The sequence below is a fragment of the Streptomyces sp. NPDC047022 genome (genome assembly GCF_040644155.1).
In the GTDB taxonomy this organism is placed as follows: Bacteria; Actinomycetota; Actinomycetes; order Streptomycetales; family Streptomycetaceae; genus Streptomyces.
In genome coordinates this window covers 159448-181524 of the sequence record NZ_JBEYVV010000001.1, presented here as the reverse complement: position 1 = coordinate 181524, position 22077 = coordinate 159448, and the positions used below count along the sequence as shown (strand labels likewise).

The window sequence follows — 22077 nt, the reverse complement described above, 5'->3', positions numbered from 1 at the left end:
CCCGGCCGCGTCAGTACTTCGGACCTACGTGCTCATCCAGGAGAGCGACGGAGGCTTTGCGGGCGACGGAGACGTTGAAGGGGTCACTGCCGCGGGCGAGGGTGGTCCACTCGACGCCGACTCTGTCGAGGGTGTCGGTGAGCAGCTTGCGGATGTCGTCGGATTTGTTGGAGAAGAGGTAGCGGGGATACTCGTAGCGCTTGCGCACACCCGCAACCGTTTTCTCGGTCCAGTTGGTGATGCGACAGCCATCGGAGTGCATGAGCCCGCGGATGAACTCCCAGCGGTGGGCGTCGATGATGGCTTGCTGCCAGGGCTCCAGGACGATCCGGCGCTCGTGCTTCTTACCGGAGCCATGCTGGGGGAACAGGCACCACATATGCCTGGAGTACAGCTTGACCTCCCAGCATCCTTTGCGGCGGACCCTGCAGACCGAATTGTCCGGGAACACGCGGCGCATGGCACTCTCGCACTCGTTCACGAGTCCTGGATGCGCCTCGGTGCAGGTGATCGACAGGCTGGGTGACCTCATGGCGCGGTTCTGGATGACGTGGCCGTCTCCCAGATACAGGCCGAGGAGGTAGGCGTACGCCGTACCGTCGAGCTCGCTGTCGCATCGCGGGCACGGAGGTCGTTGAGTGCGTCCAGGGCACTCGCCGCGCTTTGCCCGGTCGATGTGCTTCCAGTAGCTGATCGTGCCCATCGGCACGTTCAGTTTCCGGGCTACATCCGTGTTCTTCGCGCCGCCGCGCAGCAGTATGAGGGCTCTTTGTCGCACTTCAGTGCCATGGAGTTTCACGCGGCCACTCTGAGCCACGGATTCTGACTGCACGCAGCAATCAGCGGAGGTTCACTAGAAGGCGAACCTCCGCTTCGGAATCGCGACCTTGGAATACAAGGAAAAGTGCCCCGGGTCGGACTCGAACCGACACTGTATGGGTTTTGAATCCATTGCCTGCTGCCAATTGGGCTACCGGGGCCCGACGAATCTAAGGTTTCCCTCGACCCGCTGCCTGACCACCTTACCGCAGCTGGGTAGTCTCTTGGGAGCAGTATGTGCCTGCCCTGGAACAAGGAGCCCGAGTGACCGCCCCCGAGTCGCCCCAGCCCGTTGCCGACGACGACAAGTCGCACGTGCCTCCGCTGACGACCCGTGTCGTCATCGCCGAGGACGAGGCGCTCATCCGGCTCGATCTCAAAGAGATGCTCGAGGAGGAGGGCTACAGCGTGGTCGGCGAGGCCGGTGACGGTGAGCGCGCCGTTGAGCTGGCTCGTGAGCACCGGCCTGACCTGGTCATCCTCGATGTGAAGATGCCGAAGCTCGATGGCATCTCGGCGGCTGAGAAGATCGCCGAGGAGAGCATCGCTCCGGTGCTGATGCTCACCGCTTTCTCGCAGCGCGATCTCGTGGAGCGGGCGCGGGATGCCGGGGCGATGGCGTACTTGGTGAAGCCGTTCAGCAAGAGCGATGTGGTGCCGGCGATCGAGATGGCGGTTTCGCGTTTCCAGGAGCTGAGGACGCTGGAGCAGGAGGTGGCGGACCTCACGCAGCGTTTGGAGACGCGGAAGCTGGTGGATCGGGCGAAGTCGGTTCTGCAGACGGAGTACGGGTTGACGGAGCCGGCTGCGTTCCGGTGGATCCAGAAGACGTCGATGGACCGGCGGTTGTCGATGCAGCAGGTTGCGGAGGCGGTTATTCAGGACGCGGAGGAGAAGAGGGCCGGCAAGGGCTGAGGTCTGGGTCGGCGTGGCGAGGCCCGCGCCCCTGAAGGGAGTTCCTTCTGGGGTGCGGGCCTTGTCGTATGTCCGTTGGGCGTGCTCAGTCTTCGCCGAGGTATGCCTTGCGTACGGATTCGTCGTGGAGCAGGTCTTGGCCGGTGCCTGACAGGACGATGTTGCCGACTTCCATGACGTGGCCTTGGTCGGCGAGTGACAGGGCGGCCTGGGCGTTTTGTTCGACGAGCAGGATGGTGGTGCCCTGGGACTTGAGTTCGGCGATGGTGGCCATGATTTTCTGCATCATGATCGGTGAGAGGCCCATGGAGGGTTCGTCGAGCATGAGGAGTTTTGGCTGGGACATGAGGGCGCGTCCCATGGCGAGCATTTGCTGTTCGCCGCCGGAGAGGGTGCCTGCGGCTTGTTTGCGTCGTTCGCCGAGGATCGGGAAGAGGTCGTAGGCGCGTTGGACGTCCTTTTCGATGCCTTCTTTGTCCTTGCGGAGGAAGGCGCCGAGCTGGAGGTTTTCGGCGATGGTGAGGCGGGGGAAGATGTGTCGGCCTTCGGGGGAGTGTGCGAGTCCGAGGGCGACGATCTTGTGGGCGGGGACGTTGGAGAGTGGTTTGCCGTCGAAGGTGATCCGGCCGCCGCTGGGCTTGAGGAGTCCGGAGAGGGTGCGCAGGGTGGTTGTCTTTCCGGCGCCGTTGGTGCCGATGAGGGTGACGACCTGGCCGGCTTCGACGCTGAAGGAGATGCCTTTGACGGCTTCGATCTTGCCGTAGGCCACCCTGAGGTCTTCGACCTCGAGCAGTGCGGTCACTGGGTTTCTCCCTCGGTGCTGCTGGTGGTGCTTTCTGCGGGCGTGTCGGCGCCTGCGTCGGCTGTCGAGCCCTCGTCCTCGGCTGTCGAGCCCTCGTCCTCGGCTGCCGGGCTCTCGTCCTCGGCGTGGCCCTCGCTCTCGCCTTCGGTTGAGGTTTCGGCTGAGGCTTCGGCTGCCGTGACCGCGGCGGCTTCCGCTTCTCCGGGTTCGCCTTCGAAGGGGGTGCCGAGGTAGGCGGCGATGACGCGTTCGTCGGCCTGGACGACGTCGGAGGTTCCTTCGACGAGTTTTTGTCCTTGGACGAGGACCGCGACGCGGTCGCAGAGGTTGAAGATGAAGCGCATGTCGTGCTCGATGACGAGGACGGCGATGCCCTTGTCGCGGATGGCGAAGACCAGTTCTTCGGTGGCTCGCGTTTCCTGGGGGTTCATGCCGGCTGTCGGCTCGTCGAGCAGGAGCAGTCCGGGTTCGCTGGCCATGGCTCGTGCGATCTCGAGCTTGCGCTGTTCGCCGTAGGGGAGGTTGCGGGCGAGGTGGTCGCGTTTGGCTGCCAGGCCTACGAATTCGAGGAGTTCCATGGCGCGTTCCTCGGACTCGCGTTCGGCTTTCTTGAAGCCGGGGCCGCGCAGGAGTGCTGACCAGAGGCCTTCTTTGGTGCGGGTGTGGCGGCCGACGAGCACGTTTTCCAGGACGGTCATGTTGGCGAAGAGCCGGATGTTCTGGAAGGTGCGGGCGATGCCTGCCTGGGTGACGAGGTGTGGTTTGGGGGGCAGGACGGTTCCTTTGTAGGAGACCTTGCCCTCCGTGGGGACGTAGAGGCCCGTCAGGCAGTTGAAGAAGGTGGTTTTTCCGGCGCCGTTGGGGCCGATGAGGCCGACGATTTCGCCGCTGTTGACGGTGAAGTCGACGGAGCGTACGGCGGTGAGGCCGCCGAAGCGCATGGTGACGGCGCTGGCTTCGAGTACTGGTGTGGTCATGGTGGTGGTCACGCCCCCGCCTTGGTGACGGCCGGTTCGTCGGCGAGCGTCGTCTGTGCTGGTACGTCGAGTTGGCCGGTCTCGTGGAATTCGAGCTGTCGGCGGCGGTTGGCGATGATGCCTTCCGGCCTGAAGCGCATCAGCAGGATGAGTGCGATGCCGAAGGCGAGGAGGGACTTGTCCTGGAGGAAGACGAGCTTCTCCGGGAGGAGGTAGAGCAGCGCCGCGCCGAGCAGGGGGCCTGCGACGGTTCCCATGCCGCCGAGGACGACGGCGGCGAGGAGGAAGGCGGAGTTGGGGGGTGTGGAGCCGGCGAACTGGTAGGGGTTCGGGACCACGCTGTAGGTGACGTGTGCGCTGACCGTTCCGGCGAGGCCGGCGAGGGAGGCGCCGAGGGCGAAGGCGGTGAGTTTGACGCGGAAGCCGTTGATGCCCATGGCGGTGGCGGCGGTCTCGTCTTCGCGGATGGCGATCCAGGAGCGGCCGATGCGGGAGTCGGCGGCGCGGGTGTAGACGAGGACGACCAGCGCCATGACGAGGACCATCAGGAGGTAGTAGTTGGCGAAGCGCCCGATGGTGAAGCCGCCGAGGTCGTGGGAGTTCCCGAAGTTGAATCCGAAGAAGTTCAGGTCGGGGATGGAGGGGATGCCGTTGGGGCCGTTGGTGATGTCGGGTCCTGAGACACCGTCCATGTTGTTGACGGAGATGCGGAAGATTTCTCCGAATCCGAGGGTGACGATGGCGAGGTAGTCGCCGCGCAGTCGCAGGGTGGGGGCGCCGATGAGGACGCCGAAGACGAGGGAGGCGGCCATGCCTGCGAGGGCGGCGGCCCAGAAGGGGAACTGGACGCCGGAGAACCGGGAGAATTCGGAGCCGGAGACGAGGGCGGCGGTGTAGGCGCCGACGCCGAGGAAGGCGACGTATCCGAGGTCGAGGAGTCCGGCGAGGCCGACGACGATGTTGAGGCCGAGGGCGACGGTTCCGAAGATCAGGATGTTGACGCCGATGTTGGCGTAGTGGTCGTCGCTCTGGGTGAGGGGGAAAGCGATGGCGGCGACGAAACCCATGGCGAGGGCGAAGCTGCGGTTGCCGGCGGTGATCCGCGAGAAACGGTCGAGGAGGCCGGCGGTGTGTGCGGCCCAGACGGCGAAGACGACGACGATGAGGAAGCCGATGAAGAGCTCGCCGTATTCGGTGTCGATGCCGTAGGCGAAGGTGTAGAGGCCGATGACGGTGACGGCGGTGATGATGGCCCGCTGTACCCAGGGGGCGGTGTGGGCGGCCGGGGGGATGCGGTCGGGTTTGGCGGTGTAGAGCCTCAGGGGGGACAGGGCGCCTTGTTCGCGGAGTCCGGGTTGGGGGAGGGCGAAGGCGCCGAGGAGGGGGAGGAAGGAGGCGGCGGCTGCGACGTAGGCACCGGGCTCGAGGTTGACGAGTCCGCCGAGTTTGGCCGCGATCTCGATGACGGTGAACCAGGTGGTGGCGAAGGCGCCGATAGCGGTGAGGACGGTGGGGGCGTTGTTGTGGGCGGGGGTGAGCCAGCCCAGGCCCCTGATGCCGTATCCGGCGAGGGCGAAGAGGGTGACGAGGATGCCGCCGGCGAAGGTCAGCCACTGGAGGCCGCCGGGGTAGCCGTAGACGGTGAGGTCGCCGGGGAAGTCGGCGGTCCAGGTCCAGGCGAGGAAGGCGGAAGCGGCGGTGGCGATGCCGCCGGCAAGGGTGAGTGCGCGGGCGGCGGCTGTCGGCAGCGGGATGAGGCCGCGTTCGGTGGCGGTGGGCATCTGGGGGGTCTCAGGGGTGGTGGTGTCGGTCATGGTGATCACGCCCTGTCCGCGACGCGTTCGCCGAGGAGGCCTTGGGGCCTGAGGAGGAGTACGAGGATGAGCAGGACGAAGGCCCAGAGGGCTGCCCAGCCCTGTCCGCCGAGTTGTTGCATGCCGGGGACGTTGTCGATGTAGGCGGAGGCCAGGGTCTCGGCTACGCCGAGGACGAGTCCGCCGAGCATGGCGCCGTAGATGTTGCCGATGCCGCCGAGGACGGCTGCGGTGAAGGCCTTGAGGCCCATGAGGAAGCCCATGCGGTAGTCGATGCTGCCGTACTTGAGGCCGTAGGCGACGGCTGCGACGGCTGCGAAGAAGCCGCCGATGGCGAAGGCGATGACGATGATGCGGTTGGTGTCGATGCCCATGAGCTGTGCCGTGTCGGGGTCCTGGGCGGTCGCCTGCATGGCGCGGCCGGTGCGGCTGCGGCGGACGAAGAGGGCGAGGGAGCCCATGCACACGGCGGCGGCGAAGATCAGGAAGATGTCGGCGTCCTTGATGGTGACGGAGCCGAGTTCGTGGGTGGTGTCGAGGTTGGGGAAGACGCGGGCGCGGTCGGCCTGGGGGTAGAAGTTGCGGACGACTTCCTGGAGGGCGAGGGAGAGGCCGATGGCGGTGATGAGGGGGGCGAGTCGTGGTCCTCCGCGCAGTGGCCGGTAGGCGAAGCGTTCGGCTCCGACGGCGATGAGCATGGCGACGATGGCGCCGCCGATGAGCATGAGGGGCACGAGGGCCCACATGGGGGTGCCGGAGGGGAGGATGAGTGAGACCGTGAGGGCGCCGAAGGCTCCGGTCATGAAGATCTCGCCGTGGGCGAAGTTGATGAGCTGGACGATGCCGTACACCATCGTGTAGCCGATGGCGATCAGCCCGTACATCGAGCCTAGGAGCAGCCCGTTGGCCAGCTGCTGCGGCAGGGTGTTCACCGCATGGCCTCCATGTCGCTGGTGGTCGTGGTGTGCACTGTCGTGCGGGGCGGGGTGTGAGAACGGGCCGCGTGGTCGGGGTCCTCCTTCCACGCGGCCCGTTGGTGCTGGTGCTCGGGGGGTCAGCCGGCCGGGTTGTACGTGCCGGTCTTGACGGCCTTCCAGGCGCCACTCACGACCTGGTAGACGGTGAGCTGCTTGTTGGTGGTGTCGCCGTACTGGTCGAAGGAGACGTGGCCGGAGATGCCTTCGAAGTCGCTCTTCTGGACGCCGTCGACGACCTTGGCGCGGAGGGTGTCACCGGTGGGGAGCTTGCCGCCGTTGGCGTCGACGGCGGCCTTGACGGCGTTGATGATGGCGTTGGCGGCGTCGTAGGCGTAGGCGCCGTAGGCGCCGTAGTCGCCCTTGTAGCCCTTGGCCTTGTAGGTCTGGACGAAGGCCTTGGCGGCGGGGAGGGTGTCGACGGGGACGCCGACCGCGGTGGCGAGGTCGCCTTCGGCGTCCTTGCCGGCGGTCTGGATGTAGGTGGTGGCGTACATGCCGTCGCCGCCCATGAGCGGGATCTTGACGCCGGCGTCCTTGAGCTGCTTGGTGATCAGCTCGGACTCGTCGTACTGGCCGCCGTAGTAGACGATGTCGGCGCCCGAGTTCTTGATCTTGGTGACGAGCGAACCGAAGTCCTTGTCGCCGGTGTTGACGTGGTCGCTGCCCGCGATCTTCCCGCCGAGCTTCTTGAAGGAGTCGTTGAAGATCTTGGCGAGGCCGGCGCCGTAGGTCTGCTTGTCGTCGACGACGAAGGCCTTCTGCTTCTTGAGGCCGTTGTAGGCGTAGTCGGCGGCGAAGCCACCCTGGAGGGCGTCGGTGGTGGCGGTGCGGAAGTACGTCTTGTAGGGGCGGGTCTTGGACGTCTGCCAGTCCTTGCCCTGGGTCAGCGCCGGGTTGGTGTTCGAGGGGGAGATCTCGACCATGTTGGCGGAGGCGAAGACCTGCTGCATCGACTGGGCGACGCCGGAGTTCAGCGGGCCGACGGTGCCGACGACGCTGCTGTCGCCGACCAGCGCGGTGGCGTTCTGCTGGCCGTTGGCGGGCTGGGCCTTGTCGTCCAGGGACTTGATCTTGAACTTGACGCCGGGAACGGTGTTCTTCTTGTTGGCGTCGTCGATGGCGATCTGGACGCCGTTCTGGATGCCGAGGCCGGTGGTGGAGTTCTCACCGGAGAGCGGGGCGTCCACGCCGATGGTGAGCGTGGTGCCGCTGTCGCCGCCCTTGTTGTCGCTGTTGCGGGAGCCGCACGCGGTGAGGGTCAGTGCTCCTGTGGTGAGGACGGAGGTGAGGATCACCAGAGAACGCTGTCGCACAATCAGTCCTTTCCGCAGGCGGCATGGCAGCCCTTGTGAGGGTCTGCGCGAATGCCGCGCTGGTACCGAACTCCCGATGGAGCGGTGACTGGCCGTGACTCTAAGCCTGCTGTGAGGGGATGGGCATCGTCGTGCGCTGGCTTGTGACTTTCTTGTTATGACGTGCAGGTTGGCGTGTATCGGGGAAGTCGGTTCTCGGACGGTTTGGCGAAGTTTCCGTGTAGTCCGCATTTTGAGAATGCGCACTTCCGCTTGGTCGTGGGTGAACCTTTGAGCAAGTTGTGCGATGGGGCCGCGCTAAGAAGCCGGAAAGATCACGGGGAGTGCGCCGGGAAAGGGCAGGCGGCGGTCCTGCATTGCCTGTGCGTTACGCAGTGTTACGTCAGGAAGGGCAAGATCCGCTTTCAGGGAACGGCCTGGAACGGTCGGATTCGGATATCTGAAGCGGGATGCGATGCGTTGTCCGGGCGTGCGGGGTGACGGCCGGGTTGGGCACGGTCCGTGCATGCGCCTCGGTGCGCCCGGTGCAGGGGTGCAGGGACGCGGGGGTGCCCGGGCGCAGGGGTGCGGGTGGCGGGCGGGTTGCGCGCGGAGGGTCGGCGGCGGGCGCGGATGTGGCCGGTCCGGCGGAGGCGGCGGAGCCGGTCGGTGCGGCGGGTCCGGCTGCTGCGGTGCAGGTCGTGCCGGTGGTCGTGTGCGTCCATGGCCGGAGGCGGCGGAGGGGGTCATGCGGCCGGAAAGGGACGGCGAACTCGCGTTCGAAGCCGTGGGGTTGACCGGGCGTCAGCACCCGCGGGGTGACTCGTGTGCGGGGGTGTCCGTGAGTTGTGTGCGGGGGCTGTGCCGGAGGTGTGGAGGGGGTGTCCGCGTGAGCGTGGACACCCCCTGGGGGGTCAGCCGTTGGTGCGGACGTGCTCGCCGTCGCCGGGGTTCACGTCGCGCAGCAGGCAGGTGAGGCGGGCGGTGCATACGCGCTTGCCGTCCTCGTCGCTGATCACGATCTCGTAGGTGGCGGTGGAGCGCCCGCGGTGCACCGGAGTGGCGACTCCGGTGACCATGCCGGAGCGCACACCGCGGTGGTGTGTGCAGTTCAGGTCGACGCCCACGGCGATCTTGGACACGCCTCCGTGCAGCATGGAGCCGACCGAGCCGAGGGTTTCGGCGAGGACCGCGGAGGCGCCGCCGTGGAGCAGTCCGTAGGGCTGGGTGTTGCCTTCCACGGGCATGACGCCGACGACGCGGTCCGCGGAGGCTTCGACGATCTGGACGCCCATGCGGGTGCCGAGGTGCCCGGCGGAGAAGAGGGCGGGCAGGTCGACGCCGAGCGCGGCGTACTCGTCGATGACCTCTTGCGGGAACTTCACGGTGTGCTGCTCGCCCATGGGGTAACGCTCCGTTCGTCGGGGGTGCGGCCACTCGGCTGCCGTCGGCCTGCCGGCTGAGCAAACGCTCAGTCGGTCGCCGATTGTTCCAGGCGGATCACGACGGACTTGCTGGCGGGGGTGTTGCTGATGTCGGCGGTCGAGTCGAGGGGGACCAGGACGTTGGTCTCCGGGTAGTAGGCAGCCGCGCAGCCGCGTGCGGTGGGGTAGTGCACGACGCGGAAGCCGGGGGCGCGCCGCTCCACCCCGTCCTTCCATTCGCCGACCAGGTCGACGTAGGAGCCGTCGGTGACGCTCAGTGCCCGGGCGTCCTCGGGGTTGATCAGTACGACCCGGCGGCCGTTCTTGATGCCCCGGTAGCGGTCGTCCAGGCCGTAGATCGTGGTGTTGTACTGGTCGTGCGAGCGCAGGGTCTGCAGCAGGAGCCGGCCTTCGGGGATCTTCGGGTACTCCACGGGGGCGGCCGTGAAGTTGGCCTTGCCGGTGGCGGTGGGGAAGCGGCGCTCGTCGCGGGGTGCGTGGGGGAGGGCGAATCCGCCGGGGTGGGCCACGCGCGCGTTGAAGTCCTGGAAACCGGGGATCACGCGTGCGATGCGGTCGCGGACGGCCGCGTAGTCGTCCTCGAACTCCTGCCAGGGGACCTTGCTGTCGGCGCCGAGTACGCGGCGTGCCAGGCGGCACACGATGGCGGGTTCGGACAGCAGATGGGGGCTCGCCGGGTCCAGCCGTCCGCGGGAGGCGTGCACCATGCCCATGGAGTCCTCGACGGTCACGAACTGCTCGCCGCCGCCCTGGAGATCGCGCTCGGTGCGGCCGAGGGTGGGCAGGATCAGGGCGCGTGCCCCGGTGACGGTGTGGGAGCGGTTCAGTTTGGTGGACACGTGCACGGTGAGCCGGGCGCGGCGCATGGCGGCCTCGGTGACCTCGGTGTCGGGGGAGGCTGAGACGAAGTTGCCGCCCATAGCGAAGAAGACCTTCGCTTCGCCGTCGCGCAGTGCGCGGATGGCGCGTACGACGTCGTAGCCGTGCCGGCGTGGCGCCGTGAACCGGAACTCCTTCTCCAGGGCGTCCAGGAAGGCGGGTGCGGGGCGTTCGAAGATGCCCATGGTGCGGTCGCCCTGCACGTTCGAGTGGCCGCGCACCGGGCACACGCCGGCGCCCGTGCGGCCGACGTTTCCGCGCAGCAGAAGGAAGTTGACGACCTCGCGGATGGTGGGGACGGAGTGCTTGTGCTGGGTGAGGCCCATGGCCCAGCAGACGATGGTGCGCCGGGAGGCGAGCACCATGGTCAGGGCCTGTTCGATCTCTTCGCGGGTGAGGCCGGTCGCCGTGAGTGTCTCGTCCCAGTCTGCGTCGCGGGCGGCCTTGGCGAACTCCTCGAAGCCGTGGGTGTGTTCGCGGATGAACTCCTCGTCCGTCGCGCCTTCCGTCTCCAGGACCAGTTTGTTCAGGAGCCGGAAGAGGGCCTGGTCGCCGCCGATGCGGATCTGCAGGAACAGGTCGGTGAGCGAGGCGCCCTTGAGCATGCCCTGGGGGGTCTGCGGGTTCTTGAAGCGTTCCAGGCCCGCTTCGGGCAGCGGGTTGACGCTGATGATCTTCGCTCCGCCCGCCTTGGCCTTCTCCAGGGCGGAGAGCATGCGCGGGTGGTTGGTGCCCGGGTTCTGCCCGGCGACGATGATCAGGTCCGCCTTGTGCAGGTCGTCGAGCAGGACGCTGCCCTTGCCGACGCCGAGGGTCTCGGTGAGCGCGGAGCCGGACGACTCGTGGCACATGTTGGAGCAGTCGGGCAGGTTGTTGGTGCCCAGCTGCCGGGCGAAGAGCTGGTAGAGGAACGCGGCCTCGTTGCTGGTGCGGCCCGAGGTGTAGAAGACGGCCTCGTCGGGGGAGCCGAGCGCGGTGATCTCCTCGGCGATGATGTCGAAGGCGCGGTCCCAGGTGACCGGCTCGTAGTGCGATCCCCCTTCGGGCAGGTACATGGGGTGCGTCAGGCGTCCCTGCTGCCCGAGCCAGTAGCCGCTGCGGGTGGCGAGGTCGGATACGGGGTGCGCGGCGAAGAAGTCCGGGGTGACCCGGCGCAGCGTGGCCTCCTCGGCGACCGCCTTCGCGCCGTTCTCGCAGAACTCGGCGGTGTGCCGGTGTTCGGGCTCGGGCCAGGCGCAGCCGGGGCAGTCGAAGCCGTCCTTCTGGTTGAGCCGCAGGAGGGTGAGCGCGGTGCGTCGCACGCCCATCTGCTGCTGGGCGATGCGCAGGGTGTGGCCGATGGCGGGCAGTCCGGCCGCTGCGTGCTTGGGCGCGGTGACCTGCGGAGCGTCCTGGACCGGGTCGCTCTTGGGCGGCTTGCTGGCCATCTGGGCCCTCCCCTTTGCCTGTGTGTGCGCGGTGACGTCCTCGATGGTCGCACGGGGTGGTGACACTGACGGTGTCCGGTCTCACGGAAGTGCGGCGGGCGGGCCGCGGTCCGTGCGGCTGTGACGCAATCGCGGCGGCCGGGCCTCGGTCCGTGCGGCGCGCCGCTACGGCATGTGGCGCGGGAGTCGCTCCGGGTGGCGTCAGGGCCGGGTCCGTGGGTGTCCGAGGGCGGGGACGGGTGTCAGTGGGTCGTGGCAGGATCGGGGGCGTGGCAGAGAAAGCATCGAAGAAGACCGAGAACACCTCCGGCGGCGGCCGTCCACGGCTGATGCTCATGGACGGGCACTCGCTGGCCTACCGCGCGTTCTTCGCGCTGCCCGCGGAGAACTTCACGACCGCGACGGGTCAGCCGACGAACGCGATCTACGGCTTCGCGTCGATGCTGGCGAACACGCTGCGCGACGAGGCGCCCACGCACTTCGCGGTGGCGTTCGACGTCTCGCGCAAGACCTGGCGCTCCGAGGAGTTCGCGGAGTACAAGGCGAACCGTTCGAAGACCCCGGACGAGTTCAAGGGCCAGGTCGAGCTGATCGGTGAGCTGCTCGACGCGATGCAGGCCCGCCGCTTCGCCGTGGAGGGGTACGAGGCGGACGACATCATCGCCACGCTCGCCACCCAGGCGGAGGCCGAGGGCTTCGAGGTGCTGATCGTCACGGGTGACCGCGACTCCTTCCAGCTGGTCACCGGGAACACGACGGTGCTGTACCCCACGAAGGGTGTCTCGGAGCTGACCCGGTTCACTCCGGAGAAGGTCTTCGAGAAGTACGGGTTGACGCCGGCGCAGTATCCGGACTTCGCGGCGCTGCGCGGAGACCCGTCGGACAACCTGCCGGGCATCCCGGGGGTGGGAGAGAAGACCGCCGCGAAGTGGATCAACCAGTTCGGTTCGTTCGCGGAACTGGTCGAGCGCGTGGAAGAGGTCAAGGGCAAGGCCGGGCAGAACCTGCGTGACCATCTGGAGTCGGTGAAGCTCAACCGGCGGCTCACGGAGCTGGAGCGGCAGGTGGAGCTGCCGCACGCGGTCGCCGATCTGCTGCGCGCGCCGTACGACCGCAAGACCGTCGCGATGGTCCTGGACACACTGGAGATCAGGAACCCGTCGCTGCGTGAGCGGCTGTTCGCCGTCGACCCCGGGGCCGAGGAGGCCGAGGCGACGCCGATCGCGGCGGACGGGGTGGAGCTGGACGGTGCGGTGCTGGGCGCGGGCGAGCTGAAGCCGTGGCTGGCGGAGCACGGTGACCAGCCCCTCGGTATGGCTACGGTCGACTCGTGGGCGCTCGGAGCCGGGTCGGTGACCGAGATCGCGCTGGCCGCGGCCGACGGAGCGGCGGCCTGGTTCGACCCTGCGCAGCTGGACGAGGCGGACGAGCAGGCGTTCGCGGCGTGGCTCGCCGACCCCGCGAAGCCCAAGGTGCTGCACAACGCCAAGGGCGTCATGCGGGTCTTCCCCGAACACGGCTGGTCCGTGGAGGGAGTGACCATGGACACGGCGCTCGCCGCGTATCTGGTCAAGCCGGGCCGCCGCTCGTTCGCGCTGGACGCGCTGTCTTTGGAATACCTGGGCCGTGAGCTCGGCCCGGCCGCGACGGCGGACGGGCAGCTGGCGTTCGGCACGGACGAGGGCGCCGAGTCCGAGGCGCTGATGATCCAGGCCCGCGTGGTCCTCGACCTGGGTGAGGCGTTCGAGGAGAAGCTGCGGGAGGTCGGCGCGGCGGAGCTGCTGCGCGACATGGAGCTGCCCGTCTCCGCGCTGCTGGCCCGCATGGAACGGCACGGCATCGCCGCGGACCGTACGCATCTGGAGGCCATGGAGCAGACGTTCGGCGCGGCCGTGCAGCAGGCGGTGAAGGAGGCGCACGCGGCGGCGGGCCATGAGTTCAACCTCGGCTCGCCCAAGCAGCTCCAGGAAGTTCTCTTCGGAGAGCTGGGCCTGCCCAGGACGAAGAAGACGAAGACGGGCTACACGACGGACGCGGACGCGCTGGCATGGCTGGCCGCCCAGACGGACAACGAACTGCCGGTGATCATGCTGCGTCACCGCGAGCAGGCGAAGCTGCGGGTGACGGTCGAGGGCCTGATCAAGACCATCGCGCCGGACCGGCGGATCCACACCACGTTCAACCAGACGGTGGCGGTGACGGGCCGTCTGTCGTCCACGGACCCGAACCTGCAGAACATCCCGGTGCGCACGGACGAGGGCCGGGCGATCCGCCGCGGGTTCGTGGTCGGTGAGGGCTTCGCCTCGCTGATGACGGCGGACTACAGCCAGATCGAACTGCGCGTGATGGCGCACCTGTCCGAGGACGAGGGCCTGATCGAGGCCTTCACCTCGGGAGAGGACCTGCACACCACGGTCGCCTCCCAGGTCTTCGGGGTCGGCCGTGACGCGGTGGACGCGGAGATGCGGCGCAAGATCAAGGCGATGTCGTACGGACTGGCGTACGGGCTCTCGGCGTTCGGGCTGTCCCAGCAGCTGAACATCGAGGCCGCGGAGGCCCGTGCGCTGATGGACACGTACTTCGAGCGGTTCGGAGGAGTGCGGGACTATCTGCGCCGTGTGGTGGACGAGGCGCGGGCCACCGGCTATACGGAGACGCTCTTCGGGCGCCGCCGTTACCTGCCCGACCTGAACAGCGACAACCGTCAGCGCCGGGAGATGGCGGAGCGCATGGCGCTGAACGCCCCGATCCAGGGTACGGCCGCGGACATCGTCAAGATCGCCATGCTGAACGTGGACCGGGCGCTGCGCGAGGCCGGGCTCAAGTCCCGCATGCTCCTTCAGGTGCACGACGAAATCGTGCTGGAGATCGCTCCGGGTGAGCGTGAGAAGACCGAGGAACTGGTCCGCCGGGAGATGGCGGGGTCTGTGCGGTTGCGGGCGCCGCTGGATGTGTCGGTGGGAGCGGGGGGCGACTGGGAGTCGGCTGCGCACTGAGCTGCGCCCGGCTTCCGGGACGTCGTCCCCGCGGGTGCGGTGCGTGGGGCGTTTTTTGCGCAGTTCCCCGCGTTCCTGTGGGGTGACTCGTGTTCGTTCCGTCCTGCGGGCGCGCGGGGGTTTTGCGTAGTTCCCCGCGCGCCTGTTGGGTGCCCCTGCTGGTGCGTTGTCGGCTGCGGGCACCCGGAGCCGGGTGTCACCCGTCTGGCCCTCGTGGGAGGGCCGGGGCGGCGGGGGCGGCGTAGAGAATGCCCCATGGGTATACGTCCGTCGCCCGTTCCGGCCTGTGCGCCCGAGGTGAGCACCGTCCGTCTGCCCGGCCTTTCTCCGGCCGCCCGTGCCCGCGTGCTCGCCTCGAGGGCGGCGAGGAACGTTCAGGGCGTGTGGACCGCGCTTGCCACCCGTCTGCGGTGCCTGCCGGGGCGCTCGGGGCCGAGCTGTTCCCTCGTCGGCGATCAGCAGGGACACCCCGAGGACGGTACGGCGGCCACCCGGTTGCGCGCGGTGTACAGCGCTGCCCGTCAGCTGCTGCTCGCCCTCGCGGCCATCCACCGCCCCCGTTTCCTGGCCCGGCCCGCCAAGGCGGTCAAAGCGACGTCGGCCGGACCGGATCCGTACGAGAGTCCGCTGGGCCGGCGGCGGCCGGACGCCAGACCCTGACACCGGCCGCGCACAGCGCGAGCCCCAGGACGAGACCCGCGCCGGCGCCGAAGCAGACCGCCGGGATCAGATCCCACGGCTTGGCGGTCACACCCCAGTACGCCCACCAGCGCGACGCGCGCTGCACGGCCCCCGCCGCCGCGCACCCGCCGATGACCGAGCCCGCCAGCCAGCGGTCGGCCCAGGAGAGCACGGGCACGGCCGAAACGGCGGGCGAACCGGCGGGCAACCGCCGCAGCGAACGCGCCACGAACCCCGCGATCACCACCGCGGCCACCACTGAACTCCCGTACTGCAGATACCAGTACACGGGCACTCCCGCGAGCTGACGCCTCAGCATCGGGAACACCCGCGTCCCCCAGCGGCCCGGATGCGTGAAGGCGTCCCACACGACATGCGTGAGGGCGCCCAGTGCCGCGGAGACGTACCACCAAAAGACCGTACGGAACGAGACTTTCTGCCATGGTGCGCCGCAGTGGACCAGCGCCGCCACCCGCTCCTGCCATCTCCCTGGCAGCAGCGCGACCAGCGGCTCCCGTACGGCGATCCATGCCCAGGCCAGCGCCCACGCGAGGAACACATCGATCGTGAACACCCCGGCCATGGAGTGTGTGACGTCACCGAACTCCATGCCTCCGGAGACCACGGTCGCCGCGTAATAGGTCAGGTCCGGCGCGAACGACCCAGCCACGAGGACCGCGGGCACCAGTCGGCCCCTGCCGGATCCGTCCGCGCGCACGGCGGGCAGCACGGCCGCGGCATGGCTGAGGGTGAACGGCACATCGGCTCCCCGCGGCAGTCGTCTGCCGGGTACAACGACCCGGCGATCACAGACGTCCAGTATGAGGGACACATGAGAAAGGTGAGGCGGCCCTCCCCCGCTTCGGCACGCAGCCCAATCGGAGATGGCCAACTGGTGAAAAACGGACGCCCTTGGGTCCCGGGTCAAAGGAAGTTGTCGTAGGGTCACTTGGTCGCCGCGCCGGTGCGAGGTCGGACAGCGGCATCACGACCGCACACAGCTACATCACAACCGAACACACAGGGTTGTCCACGGGAGGGGTTCACTCAATGGCGGCGCATTTCGGCAGGAGGTTGCGCAAGGGGGCGACAACCACCGCTGTGGCCGCGGCAGCGGTCGCGGCTCTGGCCGCGTCCCAGGCACCGGGCGCGGCGGGCGAGGACCACGGCAGACGGACCGTCGGCGCCCAGACCTCCCCCGACATCGAGGCCACCGGCAACGGCCATGGCAACGGTGACGGCTCCGCCACGGGAAACGGCCGCTACTACACCGACCTGCCGCCGCTCAACAGCCCTACAGACAAGCCCAGCCCGGGTGCCCGACCCGCAGACGGCCCGGTCGGCAGTGCCGAGGCCGGCATACCGGCCACGGTCCTCGACGCCTACAAGAGGGCCGAGGCGGAGCTGCGGCAGTCCAAGCCGGGCTGCAATCTGCCCTGGCAACTCCTCGCCGCGATCGGCAAGGTGGAGTCGGGCCAGGCCGACGGCGGCCGGGTCGACGCGGACGGCACGACGTACTCGAAGATTCTCGGCCCGGTCCTGAACGGCAACGGCTTCGCCAGCATCACGGACACCGACCACGGCGCCTATGACGGCGACAGCACCTACGACCGCGCGGTCGGCCCCATGCAGTTCATCCCCTCCACCTGGGCATGGGCGGGCCGGGACGGCAACGGAGACGGGGTCAAGGACCCGAACAACGTCTACGACGCCGCCCTCGCCGCCGGCCACTACCTGTGCCGCGCCGACCGCGACCTGTCGGTCTCCTCCGACATGAACGCCGCGATCCTCGGCTACAACGACTCGCAGGAATATCTGGACACGGTTCTGTCCTGGTACGAGTACTACCGCAAGGGCACCCACTCGATCCCGGACGGCGCGGGCACGCTGCCCTCGCACCGCAACGACGACCATTCCGGCGCGAGCACTTCGCCCACCCCGCCGAAGAAGCACCAGCCGCATCCCGGCACCCACAAGCCGGGCGGCGGGAGCACGACCCACGACCCGAAGCCGCCGGCTCCGGGCAAGCCCGGTCACACCAAGCCGCCCACCGCCACCGACACGGTGGATCACCTGGCGGACGCCGGCACCGGCGAGCTCTCCGCGAGGACGGGGGACACCTTCGGCCGGAAGATCGTGGTGAAGGCCGTGACCAAGGCCGGGAAGAGCGTGCCGAAGGTGCGCGTACGGTTCATGATCAGCGGCGGCACTGACGCGGTCTTCGTGGGCGGGGAGAGTGTGGCGACCGTCGTCACCGACGCGTCGGGCAAGGCCACCGCTCCCGCGCTGGTCGCCGGGGCGAAGACGGGCGACTTCAGGGTCAGCGCCCTCGTCGTGGGCCGCACGGTGACCGCCCTGTCCTTCCCCGCCAAGGTCACCGAACGCCAGGCCGACACCCTCGCCCGGACCAGCGACACCGAGCTGACCTGCACCCCGGGCGGCGAGTTCGCGGACCAGGTGGAAGTGAAGGCCACGTACAAGGGCGCCGTCGCGGACGGCGTCGCCGCCACCGCCACCCTCGTCACCGCGGCCGACAACCCGGCCGAGAACGACAAGGGCCCCTACTTCAAGGACGCGGACGGCAAGACCGTACGCACCCTCACGGGCCTCGAGACCGACGCCCACGGCCTGCTGAAGCTCCCGAAGCTGTACGCCGACGACACGACCGGCACCTTCCTGCTCCGCATCACCACCGCGGGCGGGGCCACCCTCACGGTCGAACTGAAGGTCGCGGAGGCGGACCCGTCCGCCGGCCCCTCACCGAGCCACTCCGCCTAGACACATCAGCTCCGGAACGCCTGGACGCACAGATCATGTGAGGCCCGCGTACGACGGCGGTGCCCCTCCACCGCGGAGGGGCGCCGCCGTCGTACGCGCGACCTGTTCTCATCTCATGCGCCCGTTGCTACGGTGCCAGATCTGACGATGTATCAGCTCTGGTGATCCGGGAGGCCCGTATGCGTGCCCTCGTAGCGGCCGCGATCGGCCTCGCCGCCGCTTTCGCCCTGGTGCTCACCCTGACGGCCGTGGGCTCCCCGACCGGGAAGACCTCCCCCGAGCCGCTGTTGACGACGGTTCCCAGCCACCCGTGAAGCCTCGAGCGCGGGCACCGCACCGCCCGGCCCCGGACATCCGCCGCACCGCACGCACAGGGAGGACGCCGACATGCGACGCAAGGCCGGCCTGATCCTGCTCGCCCTCGCCGTGTTCTTCACGGCCCTGTCCCCGCTGCTGCGCTGGTACGTCTTCCCCCGCCTGGTCAAGATCCCCGCGAACCAGTACCAGACCATGGTCCTTGAGGCGAAGAACCCGACCCTCCTCGACTACGGCACCATGCAGGCCCGCACGGTCCCCCAGGTCACCATCGTGGAGACCCTCAAGGGCGACGTGGAAGCCGCGAAGAAGATCGACAGGACGGCCGGCCGGGACGTGGTCGTCTGGGACGGCCTCTCCTATGTACAGGGCCCCGACGGCAAGATGGTCTCGCGCCTCCCCGAGCGCTACATCTTCGACGCGCACAGCCAGGACCCCGTCCACGCGACCGGCGAGACGGTGGACGGCGACCCCGTGCGACGGGACGGCATCGAGTTCAAGTGGCCGTTCCTGACCCAGAAGCGGGACTACGAATACTTCGACGCGCAGACACGCACCACGTCTCCCATCCACTACGAGGGCACCCGGACCTTCCGGGGCGTGAAGGTCTACTACTTCGAGCAGACCATCCCCTGGACCAAGGTGCCCATGCCCAAGTCCATGCCCGTGCAGGGCATCACCCCGGAGTCGGTCGCGAAGACCGGCACGACCCGCTGGTACACCACGGTCCGCCGGTTCTGGGTCGAGCCGGTCACCGGTGCGCCCGTCTACGGCGAGGAGATCCACAAGGAGGAGCTGCGGGGCGGCACGCTCCTGGGCGGCCGGGACAAGGTGACGGCGTTCGCGGGCGATGTGAAGATGCGCGAGGACTACATCAAGTCGACGGTCGCATTGGTCAAGCACAACCGCCTGCCGATCCTGATGCTGACGTCCTACCTGCCGTGGGGCTTCCTCGTACTGGGCGTCTGCCTGCTGGCGCTGTCCCTGTACCTGGAGGCACGGGGCCGGCGCCCCGGTGAGCAGGCGCCCGCCGAAAAAGCCGGGACGAAGGAGCCGGATCCGGTCACGGCCGGAAGCGAGGAGCCGGGGCCGGTCTCGGCGGGAACCGAGGAAGCGGGGCCGGTCACCGCCTGAACCGAGGAGCCGGAGCCGTTCACCGCCTGAGCCGTGCGTTCGTGTGCCTGGTCGGCTCCGCGGCGGCCGGGTCCTCGGGCCAGGGATGCTTGGGGTAACGGCCCCGCAACTCGGCCCGTACGGCGCGGTAGCCGTCCCGCCAGAAGGAGGCGAGATCGGCGGTGACGGCGGCCGGGCGCCCGGCGGGGGAGAGCAGATGGACGAGGACCGGCACGCCCGCGATCTCCGGTGACGCGTGCAGCCCGAACATCTCCTGGAGCTTTACGGCGAGGACGGGGCGCTCCGGAGCGGTGTAGTCGACCGCGATCCGGGAGCCACTGGGGACGGTGATCCGCTCCGGAGCCAGTTCGTCGAGGCGCGCGGCATCCCCGGTGGACCAGGGCAGCAGCCGGGACAGGCACTGCCCGGCATCGATCCGCGCCAGGTCGGCACGGCGCCGGGCGCGGCCCAGTTCGGGCTCCAGCCATTCGTCCACGCGCGCGTGGAGCGCCTCGTCGTCGACGCCGGGCCAGGGCTCGCCCAGGTGAAGCCGCAGGAAGGCGAGCCGCTGCCGCAGCAGCCGAGCCTGAGGGGTCCAGCGCAGCAGATCCAGACCCTCCTCGCGAAGCCCCTCCCTGAGAGCCTGCCCCAACAGCGCCGGGGCGGGCTCCCGCAGCGGACGCACCGTCAACTCGACGGCCCCGAGCCGTTCCACGCGCCGGGCGACGACATCCCCGTCGGCCCAGTGCACCTCGTCCTTCTCGGAGCGCACCGCCGAGGCGGCCCGGCGCGCCACCTCCTCGTCCACCACGGCGGCGAGACGCACGCGCGCGTGCCGTGCTCCGACGGGCCGGTCGGCGACGGCGACCGCGAGCCACGGGGCGCCGCGCAGACCCGATCCGTCCCCGGGCTCCGCCCTGCTGCCGTTCACCATCAGATACGACCCGCCGTCCTCCCGCGCGAGACGCTCCGGGAAGGCGAGGGCCGCGACGAGGCCCACGACTTGATCGTCGCGCGGGTGCGCCGCGCCGCCCGGTCCGGGGGAGGTGCCGTCCGGCCCGGGGGAGGCAGGGTGCGAACCCGCTGGAGCGTGGCTCCCGCGACCTCCGGCCGTACGCCGCACGGAGCCCTCGGCGGCGTCCCCCGCCGCGGCCCGCAGCCGGCGCGCCTCCTCCCGCCAGCGGGCCGCGTACGCGTCGCCTCCGCGGCGGGCCGCCCGCCATGCCCCGGCCAGGTCGTCCCCGTACTCCCGTGGCGGCTCCTCACTCAGCAACGCGACGACCTCAGCGGCCCGGTCCGTACCGGCCTCCGGCGCCGCGTCCAGCAGCGCACGGGCCAGCCTCGGATGCAGACCGAGTCCGGACATCCGGGCGCCCCGCCGCGTGGCCCGCCCCGACCCGTCCACCGCGCCGATCGCCGAGAGCACCGACCGCGCGGCGGCCATCGCCCCGCCCGGCGGAGCGTCGAGCAGGCGCAGCCCGGTCGCGTCCGGGTCGCCCCAGCACGCCGTCTGCAGCGCGAAGGCGGTCAGATCGGCAAGCCTGATCTCCGGCGCAGGGAAGCGCGGCAGCCGCGCGTCCTCGGCCTCCGGCCAGCAGCGATACACCCGTCCCGGAGCCTCCCGGCCCGCCCGGCCCGCGCGCTGCCGTCCCGCCGCCTGCGAGGCCCGCACGGTCGTCAGCGCGCTCAGCCCGCGCGCGTGGTCCACCCGCGGCTCGCGCGCGAGCCCGGAGTCGACGACCACCCGCACGCCGGGCACGGTCAGTGAGGACTCCGCGACTGCCGTCGACAGCACCACGCGCCGCCGGGCACCGGGGGACAGCACCGCGTCCTGCACGTCCGCCGGCGCCCTGCCGTGCACCTGGAGCACCTCCACGCCGTCCGGGTCGCCCAGCTGCCCCGCCACACGGGCGATCTCCCCGACGCCGGGCAGGAAGCACAGGACGTCTCCCTCGCACTCGGCCAGCGCCCGGCGCACCACCGACGCCACATGTGAGAGGAGCGCCGGGTCCACGCGCAGTCCGTGCGGCGGCCGTACGGGTCGGGCGGGAGGCGCCCACACCACCTCGACCGGGTGCGACACGCCCTGCGCCTCGACGACCGGGGCGCCGCCCAGCAGCCGGGCCCAGCCCCGCGCGTCCGTCGTGGCCGAGGCCGCCACCAGCCGCAGTTCGGGCCGCAGGGCCTCCCGCACGTCGAGCAGGAAAGCGGCGACCGTGTCGGCGTCCAGGTGCCGCTCGTGGCACTCGTCCAGCACCACCACGTCGACGCCCGCCAGCTCCTGGTCGCGTTGCAGCCGCTGGAGCAGCACACCGGTGGTGACGACCTCCACGCGCGTGTGGCGCCCGGTCACCCGCTCGCCGCGCACGGTGTAGCCGACGCTGCCGCCGGGCTTCTCCCCGAGCAGCCACGCCATCCGCCGGGCCGCGGCCCGCGCGGCGATCCGCCGGGGTTCGGCGACCACCACACTGCGCGCGGGGCCCTCGCCCACCAGCCCGGCAAGGACCAGTGGCACAAGCGTCGTCTTGCCGGTGCCGGGCGGCGCGCACAGCACCGCGACACCGTGCTCCTCCAGCGCGTCCTGGAGGGCGGGTACGGCGGAGCGGACCGGGAGGCGGCCGAGGGCGTCGTGGCGGATCACCGCACCAGTGTTCCAGGCGGCCCCGGCAGGGGAGGAAGTCGTGACCAGGCGGCCCCGGCAGGGAAGAAAGTCGTGACGGCAGCGCAGGCAGTACTGCTTCCGGTGCCATTCGGCCCGCTGCCGTGCCCTCTGGGCGACCTTGTCGCGCAGCGAGACGCCCGGCGCATACGCGTGCGCGCCGCCATCACCGCGGATCGGCTGGAACC

The 22077-nt window shown here is 69.5% G+C and carries 15 protein-coding genes and 1 tRNA gene; 5 read left to right on the top strand and 11 right to left on the bottom strand.

Annotated elements, in window-relative coordinates; genetic code table 11:
• Positions 1-10: 10 nt before the first annotated feature.
• Together ABZ845_RS00835 and ABZ845_RS00830 are read right to left on the bottom strand one after the other, a co-directional pair.
• On the bottom strand, positions 11-799 hold the full coding sequence (locus ABZ845_RS00835) for a helix-turn-helix domain-containing protein (RefSeq protein ID WP_360971387.1): 789 nt from the start codon (positions 797-799) through the stop codon (positions 11-13).
• 106 nt (positions 800-905) lie between these two features.
• Positions 906-980: transfer RNA gene (locus ABZ845_RS00830), tRNA-Leu, on the bottom strand.
• A gap of 103 nt (positions 981-1083) precedes the next feature.
• Between ABZ845_RS00830 and ABZ845_RS00825 the strand changes: the two genes are divergently transcribed.
• Positions 1084-1734 (top strand): response regulator, encoded by a 651-nt coding sequence (locus ABZ845_RS00825; RefSeq protein WP_360971384.1) that lies wholly within the window; start codon positions 1084-1086, stop codon positions 1732-1734.
• A gap of 85 nt (positions 1735-1819) precedes the next feature.
• Here ABZ845_RS00825 and ABZ845_RS00820 read toward each other — a convergent pair whose 3' ends face one another.
• The 7 genes from ABZ845_RS00820 to ABZ845_RS00790 form a co-directional block, all read right to left on the bottom strand.
• A complete protein-coding gene (locus tag ABZ845_RS00820; protein WP_360971381.1) occupies positions 1820-2536 on the bottom strand; it encodes an ABC transporter ATP-binding protein in 717 nt (238 codons plus the stop codon).
• Positions 2533-3513, bottom strand: coding sequence for an ABC transporter ATP-binding protein (locus ABZ845_RS00815; protein ID WP_360972396.1), 981 nt, complete (start codon positions 3511-3513; stop codon positions 2533-2535). The genes ABZ845_RS00820 and ABZ845_RS00815 overlap by 4 nt, the downstream gene beginning before the upstream one ends.
• A gap of 8 nt (positions 3514-3521) precedes the next feature.
• Positions 3522-5327, bottom strand: coding sequence for a branched-chain amino acid ABC transporter permease (locus ABZ845_RS00810; RefSeq protein WP_360971378.1), 1806 nt, complete (start codon positions 5325-5327; stop codon positions 3522-3524).
• A 5-nt stretch (positions 5328-5332) separates the two neighbouring features.
• Complete coding sequence (locus ABZ845_RS00805) at positions 5333-6259, bottom strand: branched-chain amino acid ABC transporter permease (protein ID WP_360971375.1); 927 nt, start codon at positions 6257-6259, stop codon at positions 5333-5335.
• 122 nt (positions 6260-6381) lie between these two features.
• The gene (locus ABZ845_RS00800; protein ID WP_360972394.1) at positions 6382-7602 is read right to left on the bottom strand and encodes a branched-chain amino acid ABC transporter substrate-binding protein; all 1221 of its coding nucleotides are present in this window, start codon (positions 7600-7602) and stop codon (positions 6382-6384) included.
• Between the two features lie 908 nt (positions 7603-8510).
• Complete coding sequence (locus ABZ845_RS00795; RefSeq protein ID WP_360971372.1) at positions 8511-8999, bottom strand: hotdog fold thioesterase; 489 nt, start codon at positions 8997-8999, stop codon at positions 8511-8513.
• Between the two features lie 68 nt (positions 9000-9067).
• Positions 9068-11347 carry an FdhF/YdeP family oxidoreductase gene (locus tag ABZ845_RS00790; RefSeq protein WP_360971369.1) on the bottom strand — a complete coding sequence of 760 codons (2280 nt, stop codon included), beginning with the start codon at positions 11345-11347 and terminating at the stop codon, positions 9068-9070.
• A 269-nt stretch (positions 11348-11616) separates the two neighbouring features.
• Here ABZ845_RS00790 and polA point away from each other — a divergent pair, with 269 nt between their 5' ends.
• Positions 11617-14343, top strand: a complete 2727-nt coding sequence (polA, locus tag ABZ845_RS00785) for a DNA polymerase I (protein WP_360971366.1) — start codon at positions 11617-11619, stop codon at positions 14341-14343.
• Positions 14344-14929: 586 nt separating this feature from the next.
• On the opposite strand, the gene ABZ845_RS00780 is transcribed toward polA, so the two are convergent.
• A complete protein-coding gene (locus tag ABZ845_RS00780; RefSeq protein WP_360971364.1) occupies positions 14930-15784 on the bottom strand; it encodes a DUF4184 family protein in 855 nt (284 codons plus the stop codon).
• 290 nt (positions 15785-16074) lie between these two features.
• Here ABZ845_RS00780 and ABZ845_RS00775 point away from each other — a divergent pair, with 290 nt between their 5' ends.
• The 3 genes from ABZ845_RS00775 (at position 16075) to ABZ845_RS00765 (ending at position 19251) form a co-directional block, all read left to right on the top strand.
• Positions 16075-17802 (top strand): lytic transglycosylase domain-containing protein, encoded by a 1728-nt coding sequence (locus tag ABZ845_RS00775; RefSeq protein WP_360971361.1) that lies wholly within the window; start codon positions 16075-16077, stop codon positions 17800-17802.
• A 179-nt stretch (positions 17803-17981) separates the two neighbouring features.
• On the top strand, positions 17982-18116 hold the full coding sequence (locus ABZ845_RS00770) for an SPW_0924 family protein (RefSeq protein ID WP_360971358.1): 135 nt from the start codon (positions 17982-17984) through the stop codon (positions 18114-18116).
• 73 nt (positions 18117-18189) lie between these two features.
• A complete protein-coding gene (locus ABZ845_RS00765) occupies positions 18190-19251 on the top strand; it encodes a DUF3068 domain-containing protein (protein WP_360971355.1) in 1062 nt (353 codons plus the stop codon).
• A 19-nt stretch (positions 19252-19270) separates the two neighbouring features.
• Here the strand turns inward: ABZ845_RS00765 and hrpB are convergent, their stop codons facing one another.
• Complete coding sequence (hrpB, locus tag ABZ845_RS00760) at positions 19271-21871, bottom strand: ATP-dependent helicase HrpB (protein ID WP_360971352.1); 2601 nt, start codon at positions 21869-21871, stop codon at positions 19271-19273.
• Between the last annotated feature and the right edge of the window lie 206 nt (positions 21872-22077).

Excerpts from the sequence above, each read along its gene's own strand:
- ABZ845_RS00815 (WP_360972396.1), bottom strand. The coding sequence starts at position 3,513 with ATGACCACACCAGTACTCGAAGCCAGCGCCGTCACCATGCGCTTCGGC.
- ABZ845_RS00810 (WP_360971378.1), bottom strand. The coding sequence starts at position 5,327 with ATGACCGACACCACCACCCCTGAGACCCCCCAGATGCCCACCGCCACC.
- ABZ845_RS00795 (WP_360971372.1), bottom strand. The coding sequence starts at position 8,999 with ATGGGCGAGCAGCACACCGTGAAGTTCCCGCAAGAGGTCATCGACGAG.
- ABZ845_RS00790 (WP_360971369.1), bottom strand. The coding sequence starts at position 11,347 with ATGGCCAGCAAGCCGCCCAAGAGCGACCCGGTCCAGGACGCTCCGCAG.
- ABZ845_RS00775 (WP_360971361.1), top strand. The coding sequence starts at position 16,075 with ATGGCGGCGCATTTCGGCAGGAGGTTGCGCAAGGGGGCGACAACCACC.
- ABZ845_RS00770 (WP_360971358.1), top strand. The coding sequence starts at position 17,982 with ATGCGTGCCCTCGTAGCGGCCGCGATCGGCCTCGCCGCCGCTTTCGCC.
- ABZ845_RS00765 (WP_360971355.1), top strand. The coding sequence starts at position 18,190 with ATGCGACGCAAGGCCGGCCTGATCCTGCTCGCCCTCGCCGTGTTCTTC.